Source organism: Streptomyces sp. NPDC041108 (assembly GCF_055592645.1).
The window spans coordinates 1-24,462 of record NZ_JBVIYK010000035.1 but is presented as its reverse complement, the minus strand read 5'-3'; the positions used below and the strand labels follow the sequence as shown (position 1 = coordinate 24,462).

The window sequence follows — 24,462 nt, the reverse complement described above, 5'->3', positions numbered from 1 at the left end:
CAGTCAGGCCCCCACCATCCGCGTACCGCATAACACCGGCATACCGCAGGGATCACCCAACGTCACCACCCGAAGGCAACCCGAAAAGGTCAGTAACCGGTGGGCCGGGCAGAGCGCAGACGAAGAGGGAACGGTCGCGTGGGCAGAGGAGACAAGAGCCAACGAGGCCCCATGGACGCCGCCGACGCAGAGATTGAGGTGACCGACACCGGGAACGCTACGGCCGCTTCCGGGGCCACGACGGTGACCGGCTACCGCGGACCGGCGCCGGGAACCGACGGTGCCCCCGCTGCTGTACGGGTGTCCGGGACCGGGGACGCGATCGCGTTCGACGGCGGGCTCGCCAACGCCGGCTACATCCACCAGGTGAGCGCAAAGAAGCTGACCATGGTGCAGCAGCGAGTGCCGCAGGAGCCGGCGGCCTGGCCGCACCAGGTCGGTGTCATCCCGTCCCGGGCGCAGTCCTTCCAGCACCGCGCCGAGGCAGACCATCTGCGGGCGGCGATCGAGGGCGGGGGCACCGCGGTGCTGTCCCAGGTGCTGACTGGCATGGGCGGGGTGGGCAAGACCCAGCTCGCCGCCGCCTACGCCCGCGCCGCCTGGGAGGACGGCGGCCTGGACGTCCTGGTCTGGGTCACTGCGAGTGCCCAATCGCCCGTGGTGACCGGATACGCGCAGGCCGGCGTCGAACTGTGCCGGGCCGATCCCGACGACCCGGAAGAGGCAGCCCGATCCTTGCTGGCCTGGCTGACCCCGAAAGCCGGGCAGCGGCCGTGCCGGTGGCTGATCGTCCTGGACGACGTCGCCGACCCCGACGACCTAGTCGTCAACCCCGACGACCCCGACACTCGGTACAGCCTGTGGCCGCCCGCCAGCCCGTACGGCCGGACCCTGGTCACCACCCGCCGCCGCGACTCCGCCCTGATCGGAGAAGGCCGCCACCGGATCGAGGTCGGCCTGTTCACCGAGGCCGAAGCCGCCGCCTACCTCACCACATCCCTGGCCGCCCACGGCCGAGTCGAGCCCGCCGACCAGCTCACCGCCCTGGCCTCCGACCTCGGATACTTGCCCCTGGCCCTTGCCCAGGCCGCCGCCTATCTCATCGACGCCGGCCTGGGCGCCGCCGCCTACCGCGATCTGCTGGCCGACCGCGCCACCAGACTCGCCGACACCGCTCCCGACCGGCTGCCCGACGAACAAGCAGTCGCCGTCGCCGCCGCTTGGTCTCTTTCCCTCGACCGCGCCGACCGACTCCGTCCCGTCGGCCTGGCCCGCCCCATGCTCCAGCTGGCCGCCCTGCTCGATGCCAATGGCATTCCTCAGGAAGTGCTGACCAGCGAGCCCGCCCTCACCCACCTCGCGCAGCACCGCACCCGAACCGGCCCTAGACGAGCGCGGCGACGGAAGTGGTGGCCGGGCAAGCGGCAGCGTTCCCCTGCACAGGCCGCCCGCGAGGAGGCGATCGGCGCCCTGCGGGCCCTGCACCGCCTCAGCCTCATCGACCACACCCCCACTGCCGCACACCCAGCGGTCCGGGTTCACCAGCTCGTCCAGCGCGCCACCCGCGATGCCCTCACTCCCAGGGAAGTCGACCAGCTCGCCCGCACCGCCGCCGACGCCCTGGCCGCTGTCTGGCCCGAGATCGAACGCGATACCTCCCTTGCCCAGGCCCTGCGCGCTAACACCGACGCCCTTACGGGCCACGCCGAAGACGCCCTGTACCGGCCAGACGCACACGACGTGCTGTACCGCAACGGCAATAGCCTCGGTGCCTCCGGCCAGGTCATCGCCGCCCGCCACCACTTCCACCACCTCGCCACCACGGCCCGCCACCACCTCGGCTCAGATCATCCCGACACCCTCATAGCTCGACACAAGCTCGCTGTCTGGCAGGGATACGCGGGCGATGCGGCGGGTGCCGCGGCGGCCTTCGCCGAACTGCTCGACGATCAACTGCGCGTACACGGCCCCGACCACCCTGACACCCTCGACGCCCGGTCTGACCTCGCCTACTGGCGGGGGGAGGCGGGTGATGCGGCGGGTGCCGCGGCGGCCTTCGCCGAACTGCTTGACGACCGACTGCGAGCACAAGGCCCCGACCACCCCGACATCCTCTCCACCCGTCATGGGCTCGCTTCCTGGCGGGGGGAGGCGGGTGATGCGGCGGGCGCCGCAGCCGCTCTCGCCGAACTGCTTGACGACCGACTGCGAGCACAAGGCCCCGACCACCCCGACATCCTCTCCACTCGCCATGGGCTCGCTTTGTGGCAGGGATACGCGGGCGATGCGGCGGGTGCCGCAGCCGCCTTCGCTGATTTGCTCGACGACCAACTGCGAGCACTGGGCCCGAACCACCCCGACACCCTCCCCACCCGCCACAACCTCGCTCATTCTCGGGGGGAGGCGGGTGATGCGGCGGGTGCCGCAGCCGCTCTCGCTGATTTGCTCGACGACCAACTGCGCGTACATGGCCCCGACCACCCCAGTACCCTCTCCACCCGCCATAACCTCGCTTCCTGGCGGGGGGAGGCGGGTGATGCGGCGGGCGCCGCAGCCGCTCTCGCTGAATTGCTCGACGACCAACTGCGAGTACATGGCCCCGACCACCCCAGTACCCTCTCCACCCGCCATAACCTCGCTTCCTGGCGGGGGGAGGCGGGTGATGCGGCGGGCGCTGCGGCGGCCTTCGCTGAATTGCTCGACGACCAACTGCGAGTACATGGGCCCGACCACCCCGCAACCGTCCGCGCTCGCCACAATCTTGCTGTCTGGCAGGGATACGCGGGTGATGCGGCGGGTGCCGCAGCCGCTCTCGCTGATTTGCTCGACGACCAACTGCGAGTACATGGCCCCGACCACCCTGACACCTTCGTCGCCCGGAACAACCTTGCCCACTGGCGGGGGGAGGCAGGTGATGCGGCGGGCGCTGCGGCGGCCTTCGCCGAATTGCTCGACGACCGCTTGCGAACACAAGGCCCGGACCACCCCCACATCCTCACCACTCGGAACAGCCTCGCTGACTGGCGAAGTCGAGCAGGCCAAGACAGTCCAGCTGTCGAGTAACGATCGTTCGTGAAACACGAATGATTAACACGACGCTTCCGTATCCAGGACCGCCAACGCATGCCGGGTACGCGCCTATGCCACGTACTCAGGGGTTCGTGAGACGGATGGAATTGCCACAGGTGGGGAGCTGTTCCGCTGGTTCTCGGCGACGACTACCGAACTCCCTCCCCTCATCGACAACCCAAAAGTCTGGCCACCGCAGGGCCTGCTCCGAGCTCAATCGTGTTTGCCCCTGAGCCATCCCCTTGTAGTCCCCAACCGGGGAGCCAGGAACTCCAGGAGACTGCACAGAAGGACTTGACAGGGAACTCCACGAACGCCATGCCTCATGTGAGAGCCGGACTGCTGGCCCGCGCACGCTACTGGCAACGCCCCACCGCAGCCGTCCTGTTCGACGTCCCGCTCGCCACGGTGGAGGCACAGAACGCCTCCCGCGACCGGGTCGTCCCGGTGCACGTCGTCCGTGAGATCCACCAGCTGACGCCCACCCGCGAGCAGCTGCTCGCCGAAGGCTTCGGCACCGTTCACCTGGCCTCCGAGCTCGCCACGGCGGGAGCCGGCCGGTGAGCGGGGCGCCGCCCGGCCCGCACCCTCACCCGCTCACCCCGGCCGACCTCCCGGACGGTGACGAGTGGTGGCGCGGCTGTCCGGACTGCCACCTGCCCATCCAGGGCGGCGGGGCCGGTCTCTCCGCACACCGCCGCACGATCCACACCAGCGCTGGTGACCCCCGGCGCCTGATCACGATCCACCTGGAGTTCTGACCCGCCTTCACCGGCGCGGCGGATGCTCCGCTGCAGCTCAGCCCCGGGACAGGCGTCCAGGCGTAGGAACCGACCGCCTGTCCCGGGCCCACCCAACCCGTACGAGACGAGAGGGCGAACCTCAGTATGAACCCCGTCCTGCGCGTTCACGGCCGGATCGGCCAGCGCACACTCTTACTGACCACCGCCGCTGTGCCGTTGACCGGCTGGGCGGTCCACGCCATCGCGCTGCACAAGCAACTCGCCGCCACGAAGCGCGACCCGCTGACCGGCCTCCTGCGCCGCGACGCCTACACCGCCCGCGCCCGCCGGCTCCTGGCCCGCCACGGCGACGACACGGCCCTGGTCATGGTCGACGCCGACCACTTCAAGGCCGTGAACGACACGATGGGCCACCCGGCAGGCGACGCCGTCCTCACGGCCTTCGGCGCCCGCCTCACCGCGTGGGCGGGCCCGCACGTGGCCGTGGGCAGGCTCGGAGGCGATGAGTTCGCGATCGTCCTGGAGCTGCCCGCCAGCTGCCGCGAACAGCGCCTGGCGCAGCTGGTCCGGATGCTGCACACCCCGGTCGTCCTGGACGACGGCCGCACCGTCGACGTCGCCGCCTCGGTCGGCGCCGCGACGCCGGACGCGATCGGCACCCGCGACCTGACCGTGTTGCAGAGGGCGGCCGACGCCGCGCTGTACGACGGCAAGCACTCCGGCCGCGCGGTCCTCGCCACCGCCTCGCACATCACGGTCCCGTCCATCAACGGGCGCCGTGCCGGACGTCCGGGCACCGGCGTGTGGGGGCGTGCCGCATGAGCCTCGCGACCCTGCCCGATGGCGACTGGATCCGGGGCATCAGCATCCGGCAGCCGTACGCGGCCTGCATCCTCGCCGGGGCCAAGACGGTGGAGAACCGCCCGGTCCGGTGGCGGACCGGCTGGGTGCTGCTGCACACGAGCAAGACCATCGACCAGCCCGCCCTGCGCATCCCGCTGATCGGCCGCACGATCCGCGGCCGCCAGCTGGTCACGGGCGCGGTGGTCGGCATCGCCCGGATCACCGGCTGCCACCAGGACCCCGACGGAGCACCGCTCTGCTCGCAGTGGGCGCACCCGGGCGCGTGGCACCTGGTGCTCGACGACGTCCAGGAGCTGCCCCTGCCCGTCCCCGCCCGCGGGCAGGTCGTGCCCTGGAAGCCGACACCGGACCTGCTGGACCGCGTCTTCCAGCAGCTGCCCGGCTTCCGGCCGTGACCCGCACGCGAGGCAAGAAGCCGCTGTTCGAGCCGGGCCTGATCCCGGCTCCCGGCGCTCTCCTCGACTGGCGCGACAGCCAGCACTTCGACCGCTGGCAGGACCGCCCCTGCGTGCTGTGCGACAAGCCCACGCCCATGCGCTCCCACTCCGGGGAGCCCGTGCACAAGGCCTGCGCTGAGGACTGGATCGCCGCGAACCCCACCGAGGCCCGCCTCGGCCGGTTCGCCTCCGACATCCAGCCCAACCGCCGGCGCGACGACGACCACGCCTGAACCCCTCCACCAGGAGGCTCCCCTTGAGCAGCACCCACCGCGACGTCGACCACGCCCTCGCCTACCCCGAGCCGCCCGCCTCCCCGCTCTGGCACCGCCACAGCGCGAAGGCCCGGCCGCTCACCGACGCCCAGAAGAAGCGCAACCGCGAGCTTCTTGACATCGCCCAGCGCAAGCCCCGCACCACCGCGGCGTAGGAGGCCCGCCCGTGTTCACCGACATGAAAGAGGCCCTCGAAGCCGAGGCCCTCGAACTCACCGAACTCGGCAGCGGCCAGAGCGCCGCCGCCTCCCTGGTGGTCGCCCACCACGCCCGCGACAAGGACGACCTCGCCGACCTCCTGGGCACGCTCGGACTGCCCTGCGGCGAGGACGACCTCGTGACCCTGCTCCCCCACCTCACCACCCCCGACACCTCGACGACCGGAGCCCCGATGCCCGCCAACGCCTACACCGCCACCGCCGCCTCCATGCTGAACAACGGCGACAGCCCTCAGCACGTCCGCGACACCCTCGGCCTGACGCAGGACGAACTCGCCGACGCCCTCCGGCACGCCAAGAACGCCAAAGCCGTCCAGCCCACCGGACTGCCCGTCACCGACGCGGACACCGAGAACACCGCCGACACCCCGGAGTCGGACGCCGCCACGGCCCCCGACAGCACGATGAACGCCAACCAGATCGAGGCCCTGCTGGTGTGGGCGGAGAACCACTCGGCCGCCACCATCCGCAACCGGGCCGCCCGCGTCCGCAGCGACCTCACCGAGCTGACCGACCGCCGTACCGCCGACGCCGCACAGCGCGCGGCAGAACAGCGGGTCGCCAACGCCAAGTCCGAACTGGAGGCCGCTCAGGCACAGCTGCGTCAGGTGAAGGCCGGCAGCCGTACCGCCACGGGGGACCAGACCGCGTCCGAGGACCAGACCACCACCGGCGTCGTGGCCGCCGCCCCGGAGCCCCCCGGCAAGCGCAGCAAGGAACAGCTGGCCGCGATCCGGACGTGGGCGCGGGCCCACGGCCACCAGGTCGCCGACCGGGGCACCCCGGCCAAGACCGTCCTGGACGCGTACGACGCCGCCCATCGCACCACCGCCCTGGCGGAGGCGAGCTGATGGACGACACCAAGCCGCTCACCATCGACGGCTTCCTCTACACCGTCCCCGCGCCCGGCGACGGCCCGGGCACCGCCCGGTTCCAACTGGTCGTCTCCCCCACCGACGACACCGTGGACGACGTGGTCTGGTCCTGCACCACCGGCGATCCCCGGATCGCGCACGCGCTGCTCACCGAGATCCAGCCCGGTGACCTGCTGCACGTCTCCGGTCTCCTCACCCAGAACGACGACCCGGCGAAGCCCGCCAGGCTCACCGTTGACTCTCTGGAGGTGCTGGCCACCGCACCGGCCCGAGCACTGCGGGAGATGGTCCTCGACAGGTACTGCGACTACGTCGTGGTGTTCGACCCCGACACCGACGCCGTGCCGGTCTTCACCGCCTTTGGGCAGTGGGTCGGCATGGCGGAGAGCCCCGACGCCATCGGCACGCTGATCGAGATCCACGAGCGCGTGAACGGCGGTGACGACTGATGGCCACGACCAGCGAGCAGTCCCGCAGCGTCCTGGAGCGGTTCCCCGCCGGAGGGCCCCGCGGCTCGTGGCCGGCGGAAGAGTATGCAGCCACCCAGCGCGCCCAGGGCACGACGGATGCGCAGGTCGTGATGGACCTGCACAGCGACCAGTTCCTCGTGGTCACCGACACCACCCGGTAGCCGCCCACCCCGGAGCGCCGCACCCCGCCATTCCCGGCCGGGCGCGGCGCTCCACATGTTCCCGACCTTCACCACCGAGCAGGAGGCACCCTTTGCATCCGATCCGTCTGATCTCGTTCGGCTACCTGCACCGGCCCGGACGGCCAGCCCGTCCCGCCCGCCGCCGACCGGATCGAGGACGTCCGTGACCGGCTCCGCGACCCGGCCGCCTGGACGGTCTCCATCCCCGCGTCCAGGACGTCGTCCTGAACACCCCCGGCGCCCGCGAGCTGCTGGTCAACCTCGCCGACTACGCGAACCTTCCCGCCGACCCCCGCCGCATCGCCATCGGCTGCGCAGGCGGTCTCTAGCCACAAGCAACTGTTGCTGGGATTTCAGTGACCGTGAGTGGCTGTATGTTCACTCGTTGATGATCCATGAACTTGAGGTGGAAGCCGGTCCGTTGGCGCGGTGGCAGGTGCATTGGTGCGACCCGCGGCGGGAGGTCTCGTGGTACGCGGCCGATCCGGTGCTGGCGGGCCTGCCGACGCTGGCGGAGTGGGCGCACGCGCACGGTACGCAGTTGGGACAGCCGGTGCTGCTGCGGGCCGATGGGTGGTCGGTGCCGGAGGTCAACGGGTTCTTCGCCTCGGCTCGGATGCGCAACGCGAGCGCTGGCACGCGGAGGAAGTACGCCTTCGCGGTGGCCGTCTGGCTGGGATTCCTTGATGCGGCGGGCCGGGCCTGGCACGACGCGGACGAAGAGGACGTCGCCGGGTTCAAGTTCTGGCGGATGACTGACGAGGCCAACGTCCGGCGCGTGGCCGGCGGGACGGTGCTGGACGATCTGATCGCGATCAGCGCGTTCTACCGCTGGGCCGGTTTCCGGTTCGGAGTGAGTGATCCGGTGGCACGACGGCAGGTTCCCGGCCCTGACCCGGGCACGGTGACGGAGTCGTTCGAGGCCAGCCCGCACCTCGTACGCAGCAAGGACGTGAAGTGGCTGGACCCGGCCGGTTACGCCCGCTGGGTCGACGTCGGGCTGCGCGGACTGGACCCGCGCGGTCGGGAGATCGACGGGTGGCGCGGGCGCAACAGCCAGCGTGACTGCGCGTTTGTCGACGGGCTCTATGGCACCGGGCTGCGGCTGAGTGAGTGGGCCAGCGTCCTGCGCCTGGAGCTGCCTGCCGACGACGAGACCCGCACCTACTACACCTGCCGGCTGGCGGAGGCATGCGCCAAGGTGGACGTGGGCGCCGGTTCTGGATGCCGCGCAGCGTGCTGGTCGACGTCCTGGCCTACGAGGAGAGCGAACGCGCCGCAGCGGTTCGCCGCGCTCAACGCGCCCGCCGCTACGAGCGGCTGCCGCAGCTGCTGCTGATCGAACGCAGGACCCGCAACCGGCGCCTGGAGATGCGCGACACAGGCGGCCGGCGGATGACCGCGTCGCTGGACTCGCTGGACCCTGCCGCCCGCAAGAGGCTGTTTCGCCGGACCACCGCCGGACTGGAACCGCTGGCGGTCTGGCTGAACGAGGACGGCATGCCACGCGAGGCGCACGGCTGGCAGCACACCTTCGACACCGGCAACGAGCGCGTTGCACGCGCCGGGCTCACCTCGTTCGAGGCGAACGCGCACATGATGCGGCACTCGTTCGCGTTGCGCTGGTACTCGGTCGGCCGGCTGCTCTACGAGCGGCAGGTCGCGCACCTGAACGCTGAGGAGGTACGCGACTTCCGCACCCAGTTCGGCGACACCTGGTATCTGGTCAAGACGCTGCTGGGGCACGCCGACGTGACCACCACGATGGATGTCTACCTGGAGCCCTTCCGCGACCTCGACGTCTCGATGCTGATCGAGCACGCTCACGGTTTTGCGCTGTCGGCCCTGATGGTGTCCATGTTCGCCACGCATCCGCAGGTCCTGTCCGACCCGGTCGCCGGAGAGCAGTCATGACCCGGGCTGCGGGGCGCCCGGCTGCGCTGCCGACACCCGGATACCAGGCGCCGCGACGGTTGTTCCTCGACGACGGGCAGTGCCTGGTCCGCTTCTTCCCGGAGAGCGGCGGCCCGGCGGTCGACTACGACTTCGCCACCTTTCCCATCACCCGTGAGCTGGTGGTGTGGCTGGCGACCGCGTTCGCCGGGGCGACCGCCCCGGCCGGGCGGCGCCGGACGACGTCTTCGGCCAAGAGCGCCTTCGGCCTGCTGCGCCGATTCGCACAGCATCTGGCCTCGTTGAACCATCCGCCAGTCCATCCGGCGCAGCTTCGAGCCGCCCACCTGGAGAGCTTTCAGATGGCCGGGCTGGGCAGTCCGAACCTGAACCGGGAGCTGCCGACGCTGCGCTCGGTGCTGCGGTTCGCACCCGACGGCGCCGGGCAGGACTTCCTGGCGCGGCTGGCCAGCAAGGGCCTGAAGCGCAACGACACGCCCGCAGTCAGTTACACCACGGCCGAGTTCGACCGCATCACCACCACCGCACGCTCCCAGCTCAGGCGGGCCGCCGAGCGGATCTTCACCGGGCGGGAACTGCTGGCCCGCTGGCGGGCCCGACAGATCGACGCCGAAGCGGAGCCGCGAACCTGGCAGCACGGCGAGCTGCTGGACTACGTGGAGCGGCACGGCGACGTCCCGCGCAGGGACACCCGCTGGGGCCGGCAGCCCGACCACTGCGTCCGTCCGTTCGGGGCGGGCCGACTGATGGCGGACCTGCACCTGACCTTCTCCGACATCGGCGCGGCCGGCGTGCTCCTGCTCTGCCTGACCGGGCAGAACTACAGCACGATCGCCACCGCCACGGCGACGCACCACCGCGCCGACGGGCACACCGGGACCACCGCGACTGCGGTGGTGGACCTGGTCAAGCCGCGCCGCGGCCGGGACCGCGCACACATGCCGACCGCGTTGTCCTCCAGCGCGCCCGGCGGGCCGGGCGGCAGCCCTCACCGGCAGTTCGATCTGCACACGCCGTTCGGGGTCTACGCGCTGCTGGTCGATCTGGCCGGCCCTGCACGGGCGCACGTCGGGACGGATCTGCTCCTGGTCTTCTTCTGCTCCAAGGGCGTAGAGAAGGCTCGCGGGTTCCGCACCGGCCTGCCCAATTCGATCCTGGCCAGCTGGAGCCGTGGCGCGAACCTGAGCGCTGACGCCCTGGGCGAGGACGGTCTTCCGGCTCCGCTGGTGGTCGACAGCCGACGGTTGCGGATGAGCTGGCTGGAGCGCCACCAGCAGCCGGTCGCACACACGGAACGGACGCTGGCGAACGAGTATCTGGCCCGCAACCGCGGCAACCTCGCCGAGTACCAGAAGGTCGTCGCAGACGTGCTGGAGGAGCAGCTGGCTGGCGCGAGAGCCGCGCAGGTCATGCGAGTGCTGACGGCCGCCGATGTCGCCGAGGCCCGGCACATGCCCGAGGCCGTCGCTAGCCGCCACGGCCTGGACCCGGCCACCCTGAAGAAGCTGTTGGCCGGGGAACTGGACACCGTGCTGGGAGGCTGCACCGACCACCTGGCCAGCCCGCACAGCCCGGCGGGCGAGCCCTGCCGGTCCTCGTTCCTGCTCTGCCTGTCCTGCCCCTGCGCCCGCGCGACTCCGGCGCACCTGCCGGTGCTGATCGCCGTCCAAGACGGACTGGAAGCCCGCAAGCAGGAGATGACGCCACTGCGCTGGCCGAACGGTTCGCCGGGCCCGTCGCGCAACTGGCCGACCTGCTCGCCAGCTTCCCCACCGCGACGATCGCCACGACCCGCACAGAGATCACCGCCGAGCAGCGCGCCCTGGTCGAGCGGTTCCTGACCCGAGGACTCGACCTGACATGATCCTCCCGGACACCGCCCCGGCCCCCTCTGCGCCTGTGCTGCCCGAGCCAGACACACTCGTGCTGCTCAACCGGCCGTTGCGCCCCGGAACCGACCCCAGCACTCTGTCGGTATTCGCCGATCAGCGCTGGCGCCTTTCGCCCGCCGTCTTCGAGGGCCACACCACCGCGTTCTCGATCGACTTCAGCCCCATCACCGCGCCGTTCCTGCGTACGGTCAAGACGCTCACCTGGTTGCTGGTCAACCACACCAGCGCCAGCGTCTCCACCTTCTACTTCCGCCCGCGCACGTTGGCGATCACCACCATCACCTCCACGTTCCGTAACCTCCGGCTGTTCACCGACTGACTCCACGGACGCGGCCTGACATGCTTCGGCGAGGTGTCCCTGGCCGACCTCGACGACTACGCCGCGCACGTCAAGGCAACCGAGACCAGCCATGCCCAGCGCGAAGACCGGCTCTCGATCGTGAACCGGGTGTGGTCCTACCGGGACCTGCTGCCCGAGGCCGACCGGCTGCCGCAAACACCGCCCTGGCGCGGCGAGCGCATCCAGGACATCCTCCAGCAGCGGCGCGCCATCCGCGAAGAGAACCGGACGCCCCGCATCCACCCTGAGACGATGTCGGCGCTGCTGGCCTGGTCCCTGCGGTTCGTGGAGACCTTCGCCGAGGACATCACCGCGGCCTTCAACGAATACCTCGTACTCAGCGAGCGCAGCGGCCGCAGCCGCGGGGGCCGGACCATTCCCCCACCGCGGCGCCCGAAGGGCGCGCTGACCGATGAGCTGCGCGTCCTGCTGAGCGATTACCGCGAGCGGGGACGTCCGCTTCCCGGCCTCCGGGACAACGACGGCACGCTCCGGGTCAACCTCTCGCATCTGGGAAAGGTGCTCGACACGGCCCGCGGCGCGCTGAACGCCCCCAGTAACCGCGCCGTTTTCGCCGAGATGGGGCTGCCCGTCATCGAAGGCGCGCCGCTGGACGCGCCAATCACCAGGCGGTTGGACGGCCAGCCCTGGCACGACGGGGCCATCGACTACAGCGATGCCGGCTTTCTGGCCCGGCACCTGAGCACGGCCTGCTTCATCGTGATCAGCTACCTGTCGGGGATGCGGGCAGGCGAAGTCCTCAGCCTTGAACGCGGCTGCGTCGAACGAGACCACGCCCACGGCCTGGTCCTCCTGCGCGGCAGACACTGGAAAGGTGTCCGCGACGCTGCCGGCGACAAGATGCCCGAGGGCGAGATCCAGGCCGATCCGTGGGTCGTCACCGAGGCCGTCGCCACCGCCGTCGCCGTCCTGGAACGGCTGCACACGAGCACCTGGCTGTTCCCAGCGACGTTGTTCACCGACGGCCGCGACGGCGCGACCATCCTGCGCAGCCGCGTCGGCGGCTCCCGGTCGGAGAACCGAATCAACCACGACATCGCCGAATTCATGGCCTGGGTCGAGACCTACTGCACCAAGCACGGCCGCAGTGACCGCATCCCGCCCGACCCGGTCCACCCGGTCATCTACTCCGCTCGCCTGCGCCGCACCCTGGCCTGGTTCATCGTCCGCCGGCCACGGGGCCTGGTTGCCGCCGTCATCCAATACGGACACCTCCGCGTCCAGATGACCCTCGGCTACGCCGGAAACTACGCCTCGGGCTTCCCCGACGACCTCGCCTTCGAGGACTGGCTGGCCCGGCTGGACACCCTCGCCGACGCACACCAGCGCCTACGTGAAGGCGAGCAGGTCAGCGGCCCAGCAGCCGAGACATACCGGCACCGCGTCCAGGCCGCCACTCGCTTCGCCGGCCGAGTCCTGCGCACCAAGCGGCACGCCACCACCATGCTCGCCAACCCCGACCTGCAGATTTTCCCCGGCAAGGGCATGACCTGCGTCCTGGACCCCAAGCGAGCAGCCTGCCGCCTGCGCAGCGAGGAGGACAGCACCCGCCGCACCCCCGACCTCGACGACTGCCGCCCGAACTGCGTCAACATCGCGCGGACCGATCGCGACATCGAACACGTCCTCGTCCAGATCGAGCAGCTACGGCCGCTCGTCGACGACCCGCTGGCTCCCGCCTTCCGACACGCCCGCGAACAGCACGAACTCGACCGCCTGGAACGCATCGTCACCATCCACGACGCGACCGGAGAACCCCACGATGGCCACTGACCACGACGACGAACGCGACGCCATCACCGCAGCGATCCAGCGGCTCCTCGAGGGCCGTCCCACGCGGTCCACCGGGGCTCTCACCACGCTGCAACTCGCCGCCGAGGCAGGCGTCAAGCGCTGGGTTCTCACGCACAAGCACGTTGACCTCAAAGAAGAATTCGTCCGCCGAAAGTCCGAGGCGAACTGCATCCCACCCGCGTTCCAGCATCTGCACGCCCGCGCAGTAGATGCCGAAGCTGCCGCCCAGGCCTTGCGGGAGGACAACGACCGGCTTCGCGAGCGCGTCGCCGTCTATGCCCAGGTCATCCACGAACTCCGCACCGAGCTGGACCGGCTCACCGACAACAGCACCCAGCGCAGCCCCGTTCGGAGCCTCCCGACCAGCATCCCCTGACGCACGAGGAAGTCGCTGCCTGCCTAACGACGTCAAAGGGACTGGTGACCGGCGACGTCCCCGCCAGGGGCGTCGGCGAGTACGACGGACGCGGTGATCCGCTTGCCGACCGGTTCCCGGTGAACGCAGAAGGTCTGGGACACCGCCATCACGGTCTCGAGGCCGCGCTGGCCGATCCGTTCCGGGTCGGCCGCCAGGATCGACGGCAGGGCCGTGCTGCTGTCCCACACGCTGATCTGGACGTCGCCCTCGCTGATCTCCAGGCCAGCAGGTACGGGCCCGACGCGTACTTGCGGGCGTTGGTGACCAGCGAGCGCAGGGGCCGGAGGTCGAGGTCACGGATCAGGTGAGCTCGCGCTTGACGATCTTGCCGGTCGAGGTCAGCGGGAGCGCGTCGACGAACTGCACGAGGCGTGGGTACTTGTAGCCCGCGAACTGCGCCTTGCCCCAGGTGATGAGCTCGTTCTCGGTGGTGGGGTCGCCGGGCTTCTTGATGACGACCGCCTTGATCTCCTCGCCGTGCGACTCGTGTGGGACGCCGATGACCGCGACCATGGAGACGGCCGGGTGCTGCATGAGCACCTCCTCGAGCTCGCGGGGGTACACGTTGAAGCCCACCACGGATGATCATGTCCTTGGAGCGATCGACGATGTAGTAGTAGCCGTCTTCGTCCTTGCGTGCGAGGTCGCCGGAGCGGAACCAGCCGTCCCTGATGGCCTCGGCGGTCGCCTCCGGCCGGTTGTAGTAGCCCTTCATCACGTTGTGACCCTTGATCGCGATCTCGCCGATTTCGCCGGGCATGTCCTTGACGTCGGACCAGTCGTCCTTGATCAGCCTCATCTGCACGCCCGGGATCGGGACGCCGACCGACCCCACCCGGGGCTCCTCGCCGTACGGCGAAAAGGAGGCGATGGGCGAGGTCTCCGAGAGCCCGTAGCCTTCGAGGATCGTCACGCCGAAGCGCTGCTGGAACTGCTGGTGGATCTCGCCCGGCAGCGCCGACCCGCCGGCGACCGCCACCCGCAGGTTTGCCGCCAGGGCTGCGACGTCGACAGTCTCGTCCAGCGCGCCCAGCAGGCCCCAGTACATCGTCGGGACACCGGCGAAGAACGTGACGTCATGGGCCAGCATCAGGCGAAGCGCTGCCTGTGCCTCGAAGCGAGGAAGCATGACGAGGGTGCCGCCGAAGGCCATGGCGCCGTTCTGGATTACGGTCTGGCCGAAGGAGTGGAACAGAGGGAGCACGCACAGATAGGTGTCCGGTCGGCCCGGGTCCGAATCGAAGAGGTCGACACCCACGACCGTGTTGTCGTAGATGTTGCGGTGCCGTAGCGCCGCACCCTTGGGCTGGCCCGTGGTGCCGGACGTGTAGAGGATCACCGCGGTGTCGTCCTCGTCCACTTCGGTCTGAGGGAGCGTCGCCGGCTGCCCGGCGACTGCGTCGGCGAAGCGCTCGACCTCCGGTCCCACTCCGGATGACGCGTCGTTGTCGATGAGGAAGAAGCTGGTACACGCCGGCGCTGCGGCGAATCCATCATGGGCCGCCTTCCCGATCGGGAGCTCCGCGCTGCCCTCGAAGGCGAAGTACGCCTTCGCCTCCGAGTCGGTGAGGTGGTAGGCCACTTCGCGCGCCTTGAGCAGCACGTTCAACGGCACGACGGTGGCGCCCGCCTTCAGGATCCCGAAGTAGATGATCGTGAAGGACGGCAGGTTCGGACAGGAGAGGGCTACCTTGTCGCCCCGCATGATTCCGCGCAATACCAGCAGGTTGGCGACCTGGTTCGAGGCGGCCTCGAGGTCGGCGTATGAGAGCTGGTTCTCGCCGAGGACGATCGCGGTGCCCTCGGGGTGGCGGTCGGCTGAGTCGGTCAGCAATCGCGGCACGATGCGGCTCGAACTGTCCACGATGGGTTCCTCCAGGTCGGCGCGTCGCCTGTAAGTGGTCGGCCATAGTATTACGGTCGTAAGAAGATAGGTCAGGGTAGCGGTCCCGGCAAGCTCGCCTCCGTCGAAGCTCTTGCGCCTCCGTGACGGAAGTCTGGCCAGCGGGACGTCTTGCCTTGGGGGGATCGCGAAGCTATTGTCTTACGAACGTAAGATAAACGATCGTAATACTAAGTCGCGCGACTGCCACCCCGCGCCCTGCCCATGAGGTCCAGATGAAGACAACGAAGACGATCACGTGGATCGACGTGCCGACCCGCACGATCGACGTCGACGGAGTGCCGTTCGCCTACCGGGACCTCGGACCGGCCGACGGCGTGCCCGTGGTGTTCCTGCACCACCTCATGGCCGTCCTCGACGACTGGGACCCGAGGGTCATCGACGGCATCGCTGCCCACCATCGCGTGATCGCGTTCGACAACCGAGGAGTCGGCGCATCCGGCGGATCAGTGCCGCACACGGTCGAGGAGATGGGTCGGGACGCCGTCTCCTTCATCAGGGCGATGGGGCTCGAGAAGGTCGACCTGCTGGGGTTCTCACTGGGTGGCGGAGTCGCGCAGATGGTCACCCTGCAAGCACCGGAGCTGGTGCGCCGGGTGATTCTCGCGGGAACGGGTCCACGCGGAGCCGGGGATCTCGACGCGATGACGAAGATCGTGGCCAGCGCGTACGCGAAGGCCGCGCTCACCCTCAACGACGCCAGGGCCTTCCTGTTCTTCCCCCGCGATCCGGCGGGCAAGCAGGCGGCGAAAGACTACTTCGTGCGTCTCGAGGAGCGCACCCAGGGTCGTGACAAGAAGATTTCGCTCCAGGCCCGGCGTGCGCAGGTGAAGGCCATCCGAGCGGCCGGCGTGCACGAACCCGACGACCTCTCGGTCATCACCCAGCCGGTCTTCATCGCCAACGGTGACCACGACCTGATGGTCGCGAGCAGCCACTCGGCCGACATGGCCCGCCGGATCCCGAACTCGCGACTGACCATCTACCCGAACTCAGGGCACGGTGCCGTCTTCCAGCACCACCGCGAGTTCGTCGCCGAGGCTCTCGGGTTCCTCGGTGAGTGAGCGCGAGGGCACCTCGATCGCAGGGAAGGTCGCCCTGGTCACAGGTGGCGCCCGGGGCCTGGGAGCCGCAACGGCGCGGGCGCTGAGCACTGCGGGCGCTCGCGTGTTCGTGCTGGACCGACAGCACCCGGATCCCGCCGAGAGCTTCGACGAGAGAGTCAGCTTCCTGGTCGGTGACGTCACGGACCTGGACGGCATGACCCAGGCCGTCGAGACCATCGGCCGAGACGCCGGTCGTCTGGACATCGTGATCGCCAACGCCGGCGTGGTCGCCCGCGGCGCCACCGTGCGGGTGTCGGCACCTGCGACGGTCGACCGGCTCTTCGACGTGAACGTGGGGGGCGCGCTCAACACCGTCCGCGCTGCTCTCCCCGCCCTCATCGAGAGCCGGGGCCGGCTCGTGCTGATCTCCTCGGTGTTCTCCTTCGCCAACGGAGCCGGCACCATCCCCTACGCGATGAGCAAGGCTGCGGTCGAGCAGCTCGGGCGCGGGCTGCGGGTCGAGCTGGCGCGTTATGGCATCAGTGTCACCACGGCGTACTTCGCGATGATCAACACCGACATGATTCGGCAGAGCGTCGACGAGGACCCGGCGGCCCAGGCCCTCCTCGACACTCAGCCGAGGTTCCTGCGCAAGCGGATCAGCCCCGAGGAAGCGGCCGGAGCGATCGTCGACGGCCTGCGCCGGAGGAATCCCCGGGTGTTCCGCCCACGCAGGTGGGCTGGGGTCTCCAGGCTCCGGGGCCTCGTCGCGCCCTCCCTGGACTCCCAGCTGGCTCGGGACACTACCGTGCAGGACATCCTCGGACGCCTCGACGCCCGCGAGGGCGAGGACCTCCTGACGTCCTGAACCCACGGCGCGAGATGCTCCAGCAGCGACGCCATCGCCTCGTCGGGGAGGATGGGCAACGAGGCGTCCGGCGAATCGAGCCACTGCTCGTACGCCGACAGCGCCGCCGCCAGCGACATCTGGCCGACCATTCTCTGCACCAGGTCGTCCGGCGCGAGCCCTCTTTGCTCAGCGACGTACTCGGCGCTGACGCCACGGTGCACTACCTCGTGCAGCGGGACGTCGGTCGGCATGCGGCGAAGATCTGACAAAAGCCGCCGAGTGTGCAGGCGACCCTCGAAATCAACGTCGGCGGTGATCGGTATCGCTGAGGGCACACTGAATTTTTCCGCTCTGTCAGCGCCTGCATGGGCCGTGGCCGACGGAGGGTCAAGGGCGTGCACTTCCTCATGAAGAAGAGCGGCGCCATCACCGAGATCGACGGCCACGACACCTTCCCCGGCGCCCGCGCCATCGACGTCGCTCTCACCGCAGGCGGCACTCAGACCGTCACCTTCGACGACGCCATCATCGCCACCGGCTCCCTCGTGCGTCCGCTACTCCGCGAACTCAGCGAGGACGTCTCAGTAATGTGAGGCGGCGCCTGCGCTATGTTCCGTCGTCGATGGGACGCCTTAGCTCATGAGGGTGAGGGCGTTCTCAATCCCCTGTTCGAGCACCTTGTTGGCGAAGTTTCGGTCAGACAGGGCGCGGGACAGTTGCAACGTCCCTACCAACATGGTGAAGAGCCCGAGAGCCTTACCGCGTGCCGACTTCGAGTCCTCGGGCGCCAGGCGGGCGGCGATCTCATCGACAATGGCGCCCGCGCCGTCCGTGTAGGCCTGTTTGGTTGCGTCGCCGCAACGGCCGATCTCGTCGAGCAGAGCAGCTGAGGGGCAGCCGTCATCAGGCTGGTCACGGTGCTCGGGCGACAGATATTGGCGAACGAGGTCCTCGAGTCCTTGGCGACCCGGCCGCAGTCTGCCGTACGTCGCCACCTGCGTCCGCAGTTGGTCGGCGACGACGGTGGCGACGAGGTCATCCTTGGACGCGAAGTGGGCGTAAAAGGCTCCGTTGGTGAGCCCTGCGTCCGACATCAGCGTGGAGACTCCGGAGCTGTCGATGCCGTCCTTCTTGAACCTGCGGCCGGCGACCTCGATGATCCGCTGTCGCGTCGCCTGCTTGTGGTCTTTCGCGTAGCGCGCCACGCGCTCCTCCTCGTAGCTCCGGCGGAGAGGCCGCTTGCTGCCCTCCTACTCCCGCCCTACAGTAATTGTATTACGGTCATAATCAAATCAATGAGGAGGCCCATCATGACCACGAACCGGCCTGTAGCACTCGTGACCGGAGCATCGTCAGGCATCGGCAAGGCGGCCGCCTTCGCGCTCGTCGATGCGGGATTCGAGGTCGTCGGCACGAGCCGCAAAGCCTCAGGGGACGACCGCCGCGAGGGCGTGACGTTCCTCGACCTCGACGTGGCCAGCGACACCTCGGTCGCCCGCGCGGTCGACCGCGTGATCGAGCAGTTAGGGCGGATCGACGTCCTGGTCAACAACGCCGGCATCGGCTCCGCAGGCGCCGGCGAGGAACGCTCCCTTGCCCAGGACCAGCAGCTGTTCGACATCAATGTCTTCGGACTGATCCGCATGACCAAGGCCGTCCTGCCGCACATGCGCGCCCAAGGCCGCGGCCGGATCATCAACATCTCATCCGTCCTCGGGTTCGTCCCCGCGCCCTACATGGCCGCCTACGCCGCGTCCAAGCACGCCGTCGAAGGCTACTCCGAGTCCATGGACCACGAGGTCCGCCAGCACGGCGTCCGCGTGCTGCTCGTCGAGCCCGCCTACACCAGGACCGCGTTCGAGGCCAACTCCCCGAAACCCGCCACGCCTCTGCCGGTCTACGAGCAGCAGCGGCAGGTCTTCGAGCGCGTGATGGCCGCGGCGATGAAGGACGGCGACGATCCCGCCACCGTCGCCAAGGCGATCGTCGCTGCGGCGACCGACCCGAAGCCGAAGCTGCGCTACCCCGCCGGACCGACCGCCGGACGCGTCAGCACCCTGCGCCGCCTCGTCCCCGCTCGTGCCTTCGACCGGCAGATCCGCAAGCTGAACCAGCTGCCCGCCTGACCGGCACCCCGAACACCCTCGCCACGGATGTGTAATCCGGCGATGGCGGTCTCGACCCATCCACGGCTCTCCTCGCGCACCATGCCTCATCATCCACACGGCTGCGGTGGATCCACCCCAGACACTCCGGGCTAGACACGTCATCCGACCAAGATCAACGGCTTAGCGCCAACCGCTTTTCCATTGTTCCCCGAGGCCGGCCTCGTGCTGCCCCTGCGCGTTGATCAGCCGCTTGAACCGCGGCTACGCGGTGTTGGAGCAACAGCTCGCAATGGGCGAGAGAACAGGCGGCAAGCACCGTGCATGCGGCCTCACCGAACTCCTTGCCCGAGCACTTCGCGACCGCGACCGTGAAGTCGAAATCGAGCATTTCCACCGCCATCTGCCGCGAGTGCTCACGACACCCGACAACACCACCGCCAAGCAGGAGGCCACCCGATGAAGCGTCTCTTCCGCCGCTGCGGCCACGCGCCCGGCGCCCTCACTCCCGGGGCCCGGGCCGTCGTCGACCAGTTCCGCGCGCTGCTTGCCGCCGTGCGCGACCCGGAGCCCTGGACGCCTGGCCGCTCCCAGGACATCGCCGTGCGCGTCGGCCCGTTCGTCGAGCGCGCTCACACCCGTCCGGGCGACGACCACGGCCCCGACCTCATCGCCATCGCTCTGGTCCACCCTGACACCCCGCACGCTGCGGCCTACCTCCATGGCTACCGGCTCGGCTACACCAGCAAGGGCTGGCTGCGCTGCGAGACGAACGCGATCATCGGCGTCTGGAACCCCGCCTTCGCAGTCCTCACCCACGCCGCATCGGGCCTGGAGCTCCCCGACGACGTCGGCATGCCGGCCGCGACCTACGCCGTCCACGTCGAAGCCGCCGACAGGACAACACCGGCTACACCCTGCTCCGCCTCGGCCCGTACACCCAGACCTGGCTAGCCTCCCGCGACGCCGATCGCCTCAACACCGAGCTGGCAGGCAAGGCAGCCACCGTCATCCCCGGGTTCACGGTCACCGCGAAGGGCGCGCCGTTCGACGACGGCGACCACGCGTCCTACAACGACCCGCACGAGACCGACGCCGCCACGTTCCTGGCTGACGCCATCCAAGGGGCGAGGTCGAAGTGACCACGTCCCCGTACGAGATCGAGACCCGTGAGGGCGACGACGGCAGCATGCAGCCCGCCGAACATCTCTGGACGCCTGGCGAGGACGCGACCGATCACGGCTTCATCGCCCACCGGGGTCTGTACGCTGACGCGACTGAATAGTGCAGGGTTGGAACACCGCCACTTCACCAGCCCCGACACCGAACCTGGCGCCGTCCCGATCACCGCCATGCGGCACCCCGCTGCACCGGCAAGCGCCGCCGAACTACCCAACCCCGAACACGGGGAGCTGCCCGCAGCATGGGCGCCCTGACTCACCAGCTTGACCGCGCGCTACAAAGGCCGGTACTCCTCGCGAACCCTGCGGGGAGTACCGGCCTTTTCGCGTTTCAGGGCTTGGCCTTGAGTCAGGCCAGTTTCTCGCTCAAGAAGCGGCCCCAGTGCTCGCCAGGGCAGTGAAGCAGCTTCTCTGACGTAGTGCCGCCCGGCGAACTCAGCGTCCGAGACGCAGTGCGTGCGCCGCGAAGTTGTTCGCCCTGCCGGGGTGGCTGACCAGCTTCGAGAAGAGCCCCGGCCTCTTACCTCGAACCGAAGCGCCTTCGGCTGGCGCGGCCGGATTGTTGCTGGGCTTCTGCAAGAACCATCGCGGGGTGCGCGAGGGTCCGCGACGTCCTGACCGATCCGAGACTCATCACCGTTCAGCTGCGGCGAGCGGGCTTGCCCATATGGAGGAAGAGAATTGGCACCGGAAGGACAGAAAGCCCTGTGCGTCCCTCTGACGGCCTGCCGCACCATCCAAGGTCGGATCACACCACCCCCGTGGAGATAGTCCCCTGCGGGCCCAATTCTGCGGGTCGCTTTTGCGTAAATTTGTCGTTATATTCCGTTCGGTGCTCAAGCAAGCAATGCGTCAGGTGGGTTATGGCGTTGCCGCGAATGCCTCCCGATGGTCACGTGCCCATTACTCGAATGTGCCCGCCGGTCGGCCGAGCACATGCGGCACGTGGTCGGTGATGTAGGCCGCACCGCCGGCGCGCGCCCACCCGATGCCCGTGGCCATCCCGGCCGGCAACTGGTCGAGCGTAGGCGTGTCGGCGATCTCAACCGGCCGTTCCAGCACGTCCTCCAGGACTGCCGCCTGGTCTGCGAACGTCAGCAGCTCGGGCCCGGCCAGGTCGTACCGCTGCCCGTCGTGCGCATCGCTGGTCATGGCGGCGACGGCGACCGCAGCCACGTTTTCGGTCGACGATGGCCTGCCGGGAGTCACCAACGAGGTTGGGGATTGGCTCTCCGGCCTGGATCAGCGACCAGTACCACAAGAAAGTTCGAGGCGAAGCTCGGCGGGCGAAGACTTACGCGCCGCTTCTCAGCTCCTGAACCGCGGCGATCACGCTGTCCACCACCTCGGTCACGGGCTTGGACGCATCGATGATCGTCGCGCCACGGCTTTCGTGGATCGCTCGCATCCGAGGATTCCACTTCAGGGCCGCTGCGAGCTCTTCGGGATGTTTACCGAAGGGGTTCGTAGTGCGGGTCGCGAGCCGGTGTCGGAGGATGTCATCGTTGATCACCAGGCCCACGATGACGTCGAAAAGATCGAGGACATCTGCCTCGTTCTCCGCCGACCCGCACAAGAACGCGATTCGGGAACGAGACTCCTCGACGAGGGTCTCAACGCGTTCGCGGACGATCGCCCACCCGTATCGATCGAGCCAGCCCCCGGGAACCGGATACGGAGGATCCACCACGACCTCGCCCGTAGCCCGGTCGATCCAGCGGCTGAAGCCGTCCTCGTCGGCGTCGAGCGCGACGTAGCCACGCTCTCGCAACACCCCACAGACCGTGGACTTACCGGTCCCTGAATTGCCCGTCACCCACACCACGGTCACGCCGTCAGCGTAGACATGACCACCCCGGCCGGCGACGCAATTGCCATCAGGCAAGGCGTAGCCTCGACCGAGCGACTGCTTCCCGCACAGCCGGGGGACGACCAAAGCTCAAGCTCAGCTACCGTGCCGCGTGTGTCAAGCACGCCATCGCGACCGGTCAATCGGCCCGAACTGCACCCAAGCCAAAACGAACATCAGCTCACGTACCACTATCTGAGCGTCAAACTGTTGGCCCTCGGTGATGTCGCCACGAAAGACCAGCCCTCCCCCCGCAATCCGCGACGGGAGCCGACGCCGGTCGGACCGAGTCGGCGTCGCTCGGTCCGTGTGCGGACGAAGTCGCTGGACGTCAGTCAATGGTGGGCGAAGCCTGCCAGCTCGCCTCTGTCCTGGTGGTGCCGGAACAGGTGCCAGACTTCCTATTACGGCGTAATAGCTGGGGCCCCGATGCCGCCGCATCGCCCGCTAGGGGATCGAGTCCTCGCAGCAGCTCGGCCTACACCGATGGGTTGTTGAGAGGACTGTGTCCTGGCTCGCCGGCTGCCGACGCCTGCACCGCCGCTACGAACGCAAGGCAGAGCACTTCCTCGCCTTCGTCGGCATAGCCGCAGCCCCTATCTGCCACCGCCGACTCGCTCGTGTGGACGGGCAGGACCAGTCAGCGTGGGGCTCCCACACTGCTGGCCCAGACTCGCAACGGTGTGGTCTCCGGCTCTATCTCGGTCTGCTCCAAGTGGCTCTCCACGTCGTCCAGGTCCGACCAGGCGACGACGCCTGGCTTGCTCTCGGCCAGGAACCCCTCGACGATCGGACGCAGGGCGTCGGAAGCCACATACGTGCCGCTGAACGGCAACGCAGCATCCGGAGGCACAGAACTGGTCGAGCAAGCACCGCAGCTGCCCGGCCTGTTCGTCGTGCCACACATAGAACGTCGCCACTCCAGGGAAGCCCAGCTCCCGAATTCGTTCCCGGATGGCAGCAAAAGGCCCTCGTGCCCCACCGTAATGCACCCCTGACCGAGACCGGACGCCTGCGCCTGGCCCGCTGCGCCGTCGAGGACGGCTGGCCGCTGCGGCGGGCTGCCGAACGCTTCCAGGTCTCGCCCACCACGGCCCAGCGGTGGGCGGATCGCTACCGCGCGTTCGGCGAGGCGGGCATGGCCGACCGCCCCAGCCGCCCGCACCACAGCCCACGGCGCACCCCGACCCGCACCGAGCGCCGGATCATCAAGGTCCGCGTCCTGCGCCGCTGGGGCCCGGCCCGCATCGCCCATCTGCTGAGCCTGGTGCCCTCCACGGTGCACCGCGTGCTGGCCCGCTACGGCCTGGCCCGCCTCACCCACCTGGACCGGGCCACCGGCCGGGTCGTACGCCGCTACGAACGCGCCCGTCCCGGCGAGCTGGTGCACGTCGACATCAAGAAGCTCGGCAACATCCCCGCCGGCGGCGGCCACAAGGTGCTCGGCCGCCGGGCGGGCCGCAAGAACCGCCAGAACGCCGGGTACAGCTATCTCCACACAGCCGTCGACGACCACTCCCGCCTGGCCTACAGCGAGATCCACACCGACGAGAAGAAGGAGACCGCCACCGGCTTCTGGCAGCGGGCCCACACCTTCTTCACCCAGGCCGGGATCACCGTCGAACGGGTCCTGACCGACAACGGCTCCTGCTACCGCTCCCACGACTGGCGCGACGCTCTCGCGGCGGCCGGGATCACCCACAAGCGAACCCGGCCCTACCGGCCCCAGACCAACGGCAAGGTCGAACGCTTCAACCGCACCCTGCTCGACGAATGGGCCTACGCAAAGCCCTACCGGTCAGAGCGGGAACGCCGCGAAGCCTTCCCCGACTGGCTGCACACCTACAATCACCACCGCGGACACACCGCGCTCAAAGGCCAACCACCCGCCAGCCGCGTCCCCAACCTCACGGGTCAGTACACCTAGACGAGTAGTTCCTATTGCGGGGTTCACGGACGCAGGGAGGGTGTCCAACATCGGGTTGTGACGACCGAGTTAGACACCCTCTTGACCGC

At 69.1% G+C, this 24,462-nt stretch carries 29 protein-coding genes and 2 pseudogenes; 25 read left to right on the top strand and 6 right to left on the bottom strand.

Annotated features, from left to right (window positions below):
- Positions 1-171 precede the first annotated feature (171 nt).
- The 16 genes from ACZ6BB_RS41270 to ACZ6BB_RS41195 all read left to right on the top strand — a co-directional run bounded on the left by ACZ6BB_RS41270 (position 172) and on the right by ACZ6BB_RS41195 (position 13,470).
- The gene (locus tag ACZ6BB_RS41270) at positions 172-3,063 is read left to right on the top strand and encodes a tetratricopeptide repeat protein (protein WP_471620229.1); all 2,892 of its coding nucleotides are present in this window, start codon (positions 172-174) and stop codon (positions 3,061-3,063) included.
- A 324-nt stretch (positions 3,064-3,387) separates the two neighbouring features.
- Positions 3,388-3,633 carry a hypothetical protein gene (locus tag ACZ6BB_RS41265; protein ID WP_471620228.1) on the top strand — a complete coding sequence of 82 codons (246 nt, stop codon included), beginning with the start codon at positions 3,388-3,390 and terminating at the stop codon, positions 3,631-3,633.
- Positions 3,630-3,830 carry a hypothetical protein gene (locus ACZ6BB_RS41260; protein ID WP_471620227.1) on the top strand — a complete coding sequence of 67 codons (201 nt, stop codon included), beginning with the start codon at positions 3,630-3,632 and terminating at the stop codon, positions 3,828-3,830. Before ACZ6BB_RS41265 ends, ACZ6BB_RS41260 begins: the two co-directional genes overlap by 4 nt.
- Before the next feature lie 126 nt (positions 3,831-3,956).
- On the top strand, positions 3,957-4,634 hold the full coding sequence (locus ACZ6BB_RS41255) for a GGDEF domain-containing protein (RefSeq protein ID WP_471620226.1): 678 nt from the start codon (positions 3,957-3,959) through the stop codon (positions 4,632-4,634).
- On the top strand, positions 4,631-5,071 hold the full coding sequence (locus ACZ6BB_RS41250; RefSeq protein ID WP_471620225.1) for an ASCH domain-containing protein: 441 nt from the start codon (positions 4,631-4,633) through the stop codon (positions 5,069-5,071). The genes ACZ6BB_RS41255 and ACZ6BB_RS41250 overlap by 4 nt, the downstream gene beginning before the upstream one ends.
- The gene (locus ACZ6BB_RS41245; protein WP_471620224.1) at positions 5,068-5,346 is read left to right on the top strand and encodes a hypothetical protein; all 279 of its coding nucleotides are present in this window, start codon (positions 5,068-5,070) and stop codon (positions 5,344-5,346) included. Before ACZ6BB_RS41250 ends, ACZ6BB_RS41245 begins: the two co-directional genes overlap by 4 nt.
- A 23-nt stretch (positions 5,347-5,369) precedes the next feature.
- Entirely contained in the window at positions 5,370-5,543 is a 174-nt protein-coding gene (locus tag ACZ6BB_RS41240) for a hypothetical protein (RefSeq protein WP_471620223.1), read from the top strand.
- 11 nt (positions 5,544-5,554) lie between these two features.
- Positions 5,555-6,457 (top strand): Lsr2 family DNA-binding protein, encoded by a 903-nt coding sequence (locus tag ACZ6BB_RS41235; protein ID WP_471620222.1) that lies wholly within the window; start codon positions 5,555-5,557, stop codon positions 6,455-6,457.
- Complete coding sequence (locus ACZ6BB_RS41230) at positions 6,457-6,930, top strand: hypothetical protein (RefSeq protein ID WP_471620221.1); 474 nt, start codon at positions 6,457-6,459, stop codon at positions 6,928-6,930. The genes ACZ6BB_RS41235 and ACZ6BB_RS41230 overlap by 1 nt, the downstream gene beginning before the upstream one ends.
- Positions 6,930-7,112, top strand: a complete 183-nt coding sequence (locus ACZ6BB_RS41225) for a hypothetical protein (RefSeq protein ID WP_471620220.1) — start codon at positions 6,930-6,932, stop codon at positions 7,110-7,112. The genes ACZ6BB_RS41230 and ACZ6BB_RS41225 overlap by 1 nt, the downstream gene beginning before the upstream one ends.
- Before the next feature lie 409 nt (positions 7,113-7,521).
- Positions 7,522-8,472, top strand: a complete 951-nt coding sequence (locus ACZ6BB_RS41220; protein ID WP_471620219.1) for a site-specific integrase — start codon at positions 7,522-7,524, stop codon at positions 8,470-8,472.
- Complete coding sequence (locus tag ACZ6BB_RS41215) at positions 8,370-9,047, top strand: hypothetical protein (RefSeq protein WP_471620218.1); 678 nt, start codon at positions 8,370-8,372, stop codon at positions 9,045-9,047. The genes ACZ6BB_RS41220 and ACZ6BB_RS41215 overlap by 103 nt, the downstream gene beginning before the upstream one ends.
- Positions 9,044-10,888 carry a hypothetical protein gene (locus ACZ6BB_RS41210; protein ID WP_471620217.1) on the top strand — a complete coding sequence of 615 codons (1,845 nt, stop codon included), beginning with the start codon at positions 9,044-9,046 and terminating at the stop codon, positions 10,886-10,888. The genes ACZ6BB_RS41215 and ACZ6BB_RS41210 overlap by 4 nt, the downstream gene beginning before the upstream one ends.
- A 19-nt stretch (positions 10,889-10,907) precedes the next feature.
- Positions 10,908-11,258 carry a hypothetical protein gene (locus ACZ6BB_RS41205; RefSeq protein ID WP_471620216.1) on the top strand — a complete coding sequence of 117 codons (351 nt, stop codon included), beginning with the start codon at positions 10,908-10,910 and terminating at the stop codon, positions 11,256-11,258.
- 33 nt (positions 11,259-11,291) lie between these two features.
- A complete protein-coding gene (locus ACZ6BB_RS41200) occupies positions 11,292-13,073 on the top strand; it encodes a hypothetical protein (protein ID WP_471620215.1) in 1,782 nt (593 codons plus the stop codon).
- Positions 13,063-13,470: a hypothetical protein gene (locus ACZ6BB_RS41195; protein WP_471620214.1), complete on the top strand. Its 408-nt coding sequence runs from the start codon at positions 13,063-13,065 to the stop codon at positions 13,468-13,470. Before ACZ6BB_RS41200 ends, ACZ6BB_RS41195 begins: the two co-directional genes overlap by 11 nt.
- Positions 13,471-13,618: 148 nt before the next feature.
- Here ACZ6BB_RS41195 and ACZ6BB_RS41190 read toward each other — a convergent pair whose 3' ends face one another.
- Positions 13,619-15,376, bottom strand: coding sequence for an AMP-binding protein (locus tag ACZ6BB_RS41190; RefSeq protein WP_471620213.1), 1,758 nt, complete (start codon positions 15,374-15,376; stop codon positions 13,619-13,621).
- A gap of 254 nt (positions 15,377-15,630) precedes the next feature.
- On the opposite strand from ACZ6BB_RS41190, the gene ACZ6BB_RS41185 reads away from it, so the two are divergent.
- Both ACZ6BB_RS41185 and ACZ6BB_RS41180 read left to right on the top strand, forming a co-directional pair.
- A complete protein-coding gene (locus ACZ6BB_RS41185) occupies positions 15,631-16,479 on the top strand; it encodes an alpha/beta fold hydrolase (RefSeq protein WP_115913136.1) in 849 nt (282 codons plus the stop codon).
- Complete coding sequence (locus tag ACZ6BB_RS41180) at positions 16,472-17,329, top strand: SDR family NAD(P)-dependent oxidoreductase (RefSeq protein ID WP_471620212.1); 858 nt, start codon at positions 16,472-16,474, stop codon at positions 17,327-17,329. The genes ACZ6BB_RS41185 and ACZ6BB_RS41180 overlap by 8 nt, the downstream gene beginning before the upstream one ends.
- Positions 17,330-17,352: 23 nt before the next feature.
- On the opposite strand, the pseudogene ACZ6BB_RS41175 reads toward ACZ6BB_RS41180, so the two are convergent.
- Positions 17,353-17,562, bottom strand: a pseudogene (locus ACZ6BB_RS41175) (acyl-CoA-like ligand-binding transcription factor); the annotation flags it as partial.
- Between the two features lie 144 nt (positions 17,563-17,706).
- Between ACZ6BB_RS41175 and ACZ6BB_RS41170 the strand changes: the two are divergent.
- The gene (locus ACZ6BB_RS41170; RefSeq protein ID WP_471620211.1) at positions 17,707-17,904 is read left to right on the top strand and encodes a hypothetical protein; all 198 of its coding nucleotides are present in this window, start codon (positions 17,707-17,709) and stop codon (positions 17,902-17,904) included.
- A 39-nt stretch (positions 17,905-17,943) separates the two neighbouring features.
- Here the strand turns inward: ACZ6BB_RS41170 and ACZ6BB_RS41165 are convergent, their stop codons facing one another.
- A complete protein-coding gene (locus ACZ6BB_RS41165) occupies positions 17,944-18,516 on the bottom strand; it encodes a TetR family transcriptional regulator (protein ID WP_115913134.1) in 573 nt (190 codons plus the stop codon).
- A gap of 105 nt (positions 18,517-18,621) precedes the next feature.
- Here ACZ6BB_RS41165 and ACZ6BB_RS41160 point away from each other — a divergent pair, with 105 nt between their 5' ends.
- The 4 genes from ACZ6BB_RS41160 (at position 18,622) to ACZ6BB_RS41145 (ending at position 20,701) form a co-directional block, all read left to right on the top strand.
- Entirely contained in the window at positions 18,622-19,437 is an 816-nt protein-coding gene (locus ACZ6BB_RS41160; protein ID WP_471620210.1) for an oxidoreductase, read from the top strand.
- A 232-nt stretch (positions 19,438-19,669) separates the two neighbouring features.
- Complete coding sequence (locus ACZ6BB_RS41155) at positions 19,670-19,879, top strand: hypothetical protein (RefSeq protein WP_471620209.1); 210 nt, start codon at positions 19,670-19,672, stop codon at positions 19,877-19,879.
- Positions 19,876-20,370 carry a hypothetical protein gene (locus tag ACZ6BB_RS41150; protein WP_471620208.1) on the top strand — a complete coding sequence of 165 codons (495 nt, stop codon included), beginning with the start codon at positions 19,876-19,878 and terminating at the stop codon, positions 20,368-20,370. The genes ACZ6BB_RS41155 and ACZ6BB_RS41150 overlap by 4 nt, the downstream gene beginning before the upstream one ends.
- Positions 20,371-20,554: 184 nt before the next feature.
- Positions 20,555-20,701 (top strand): hypothetical protein, encoded by a 147-nt coding sequence (locus ACZ6BB_RS41145; protein ID WP_471620207.1) that lies wholly within the window; start codon positions 20,555-20,557, stop codon positions 20,699-20,701.
- Between the two features lie 799 nt (positions 20,702-21,500).
- On the opposite strand, the gene ACZ6BB_RS41140 is transcribed toward ACZ6BB_RS41145, so the two are convergent.
- Positions 21,501-21,773 (bottom strand): hypothetical protein, encoded by a 273-nt coding sequence (locus ACZ6BB_RS41140; RefSeq protein WP_471620206.1) that lies wholly within the window; start codon positions 21,771-21,773, stop codon positions 21,501-21,503.
- A gap of 118 nt (positions 21,774-21,891) precedes the next feature.
- Positions 21,892-22,428, bottom strand: coding sequence for a DEAD/DEAH box helicase family protein (locus ACZ6BB_RS41135; protein WP_471620205.1), 537 nt, complete (start codon positions 22,426-22,428; stop codon positions 21,892-21,894).
- Between the two features lie 469 nt (positions 22,429-22,897).
- On the opposite strand from ACZ6BB_RS41135, the pseudogene ACZ6BB_RS41130 reads away from it, so the two are divergent.
- Positions 22,898-23,062, top strand: a pseudogene (locus tag ACZ6BB_RS41130) (transposase); the annotation flags it as partial.
- 24 nt (positions 23,063-23,086) lie between these two features.
- On the opposite strand, the gene ACZ6BB_RS41125 reads toward ACZ6BB_RS41130, so the two are convergent.
- A complete protein-coding gene (locus tag ACZ6BB_RS41125) occupies positions 23,087-23,260 on the bottom strand; it encodes a hypothetical protein (RefSeq protein WP_471620204.1) in 174 nt (57 codons plus the stop codon).
- A 159-nt stretch (positions 23,261-23,419) separates the two neighbouring features.
- On the opposite strand from ACZ6BB_RS41125, the gene ACZ6BB_RS41120 reads away from it, so the two are divergent.
- Complete coding sequence (locus ACZ6BB_RS41120; protein WP_471620203.1) at positions 23,420-24,373, top strand: IS481 family transposase; 954 nt, start codon at positions 23,420-23,422, stop codon at positions 24,371-24,373.
- The last annotated feature ends 89 nt before the right edge of the window (positions 24,374-24,462 follow it).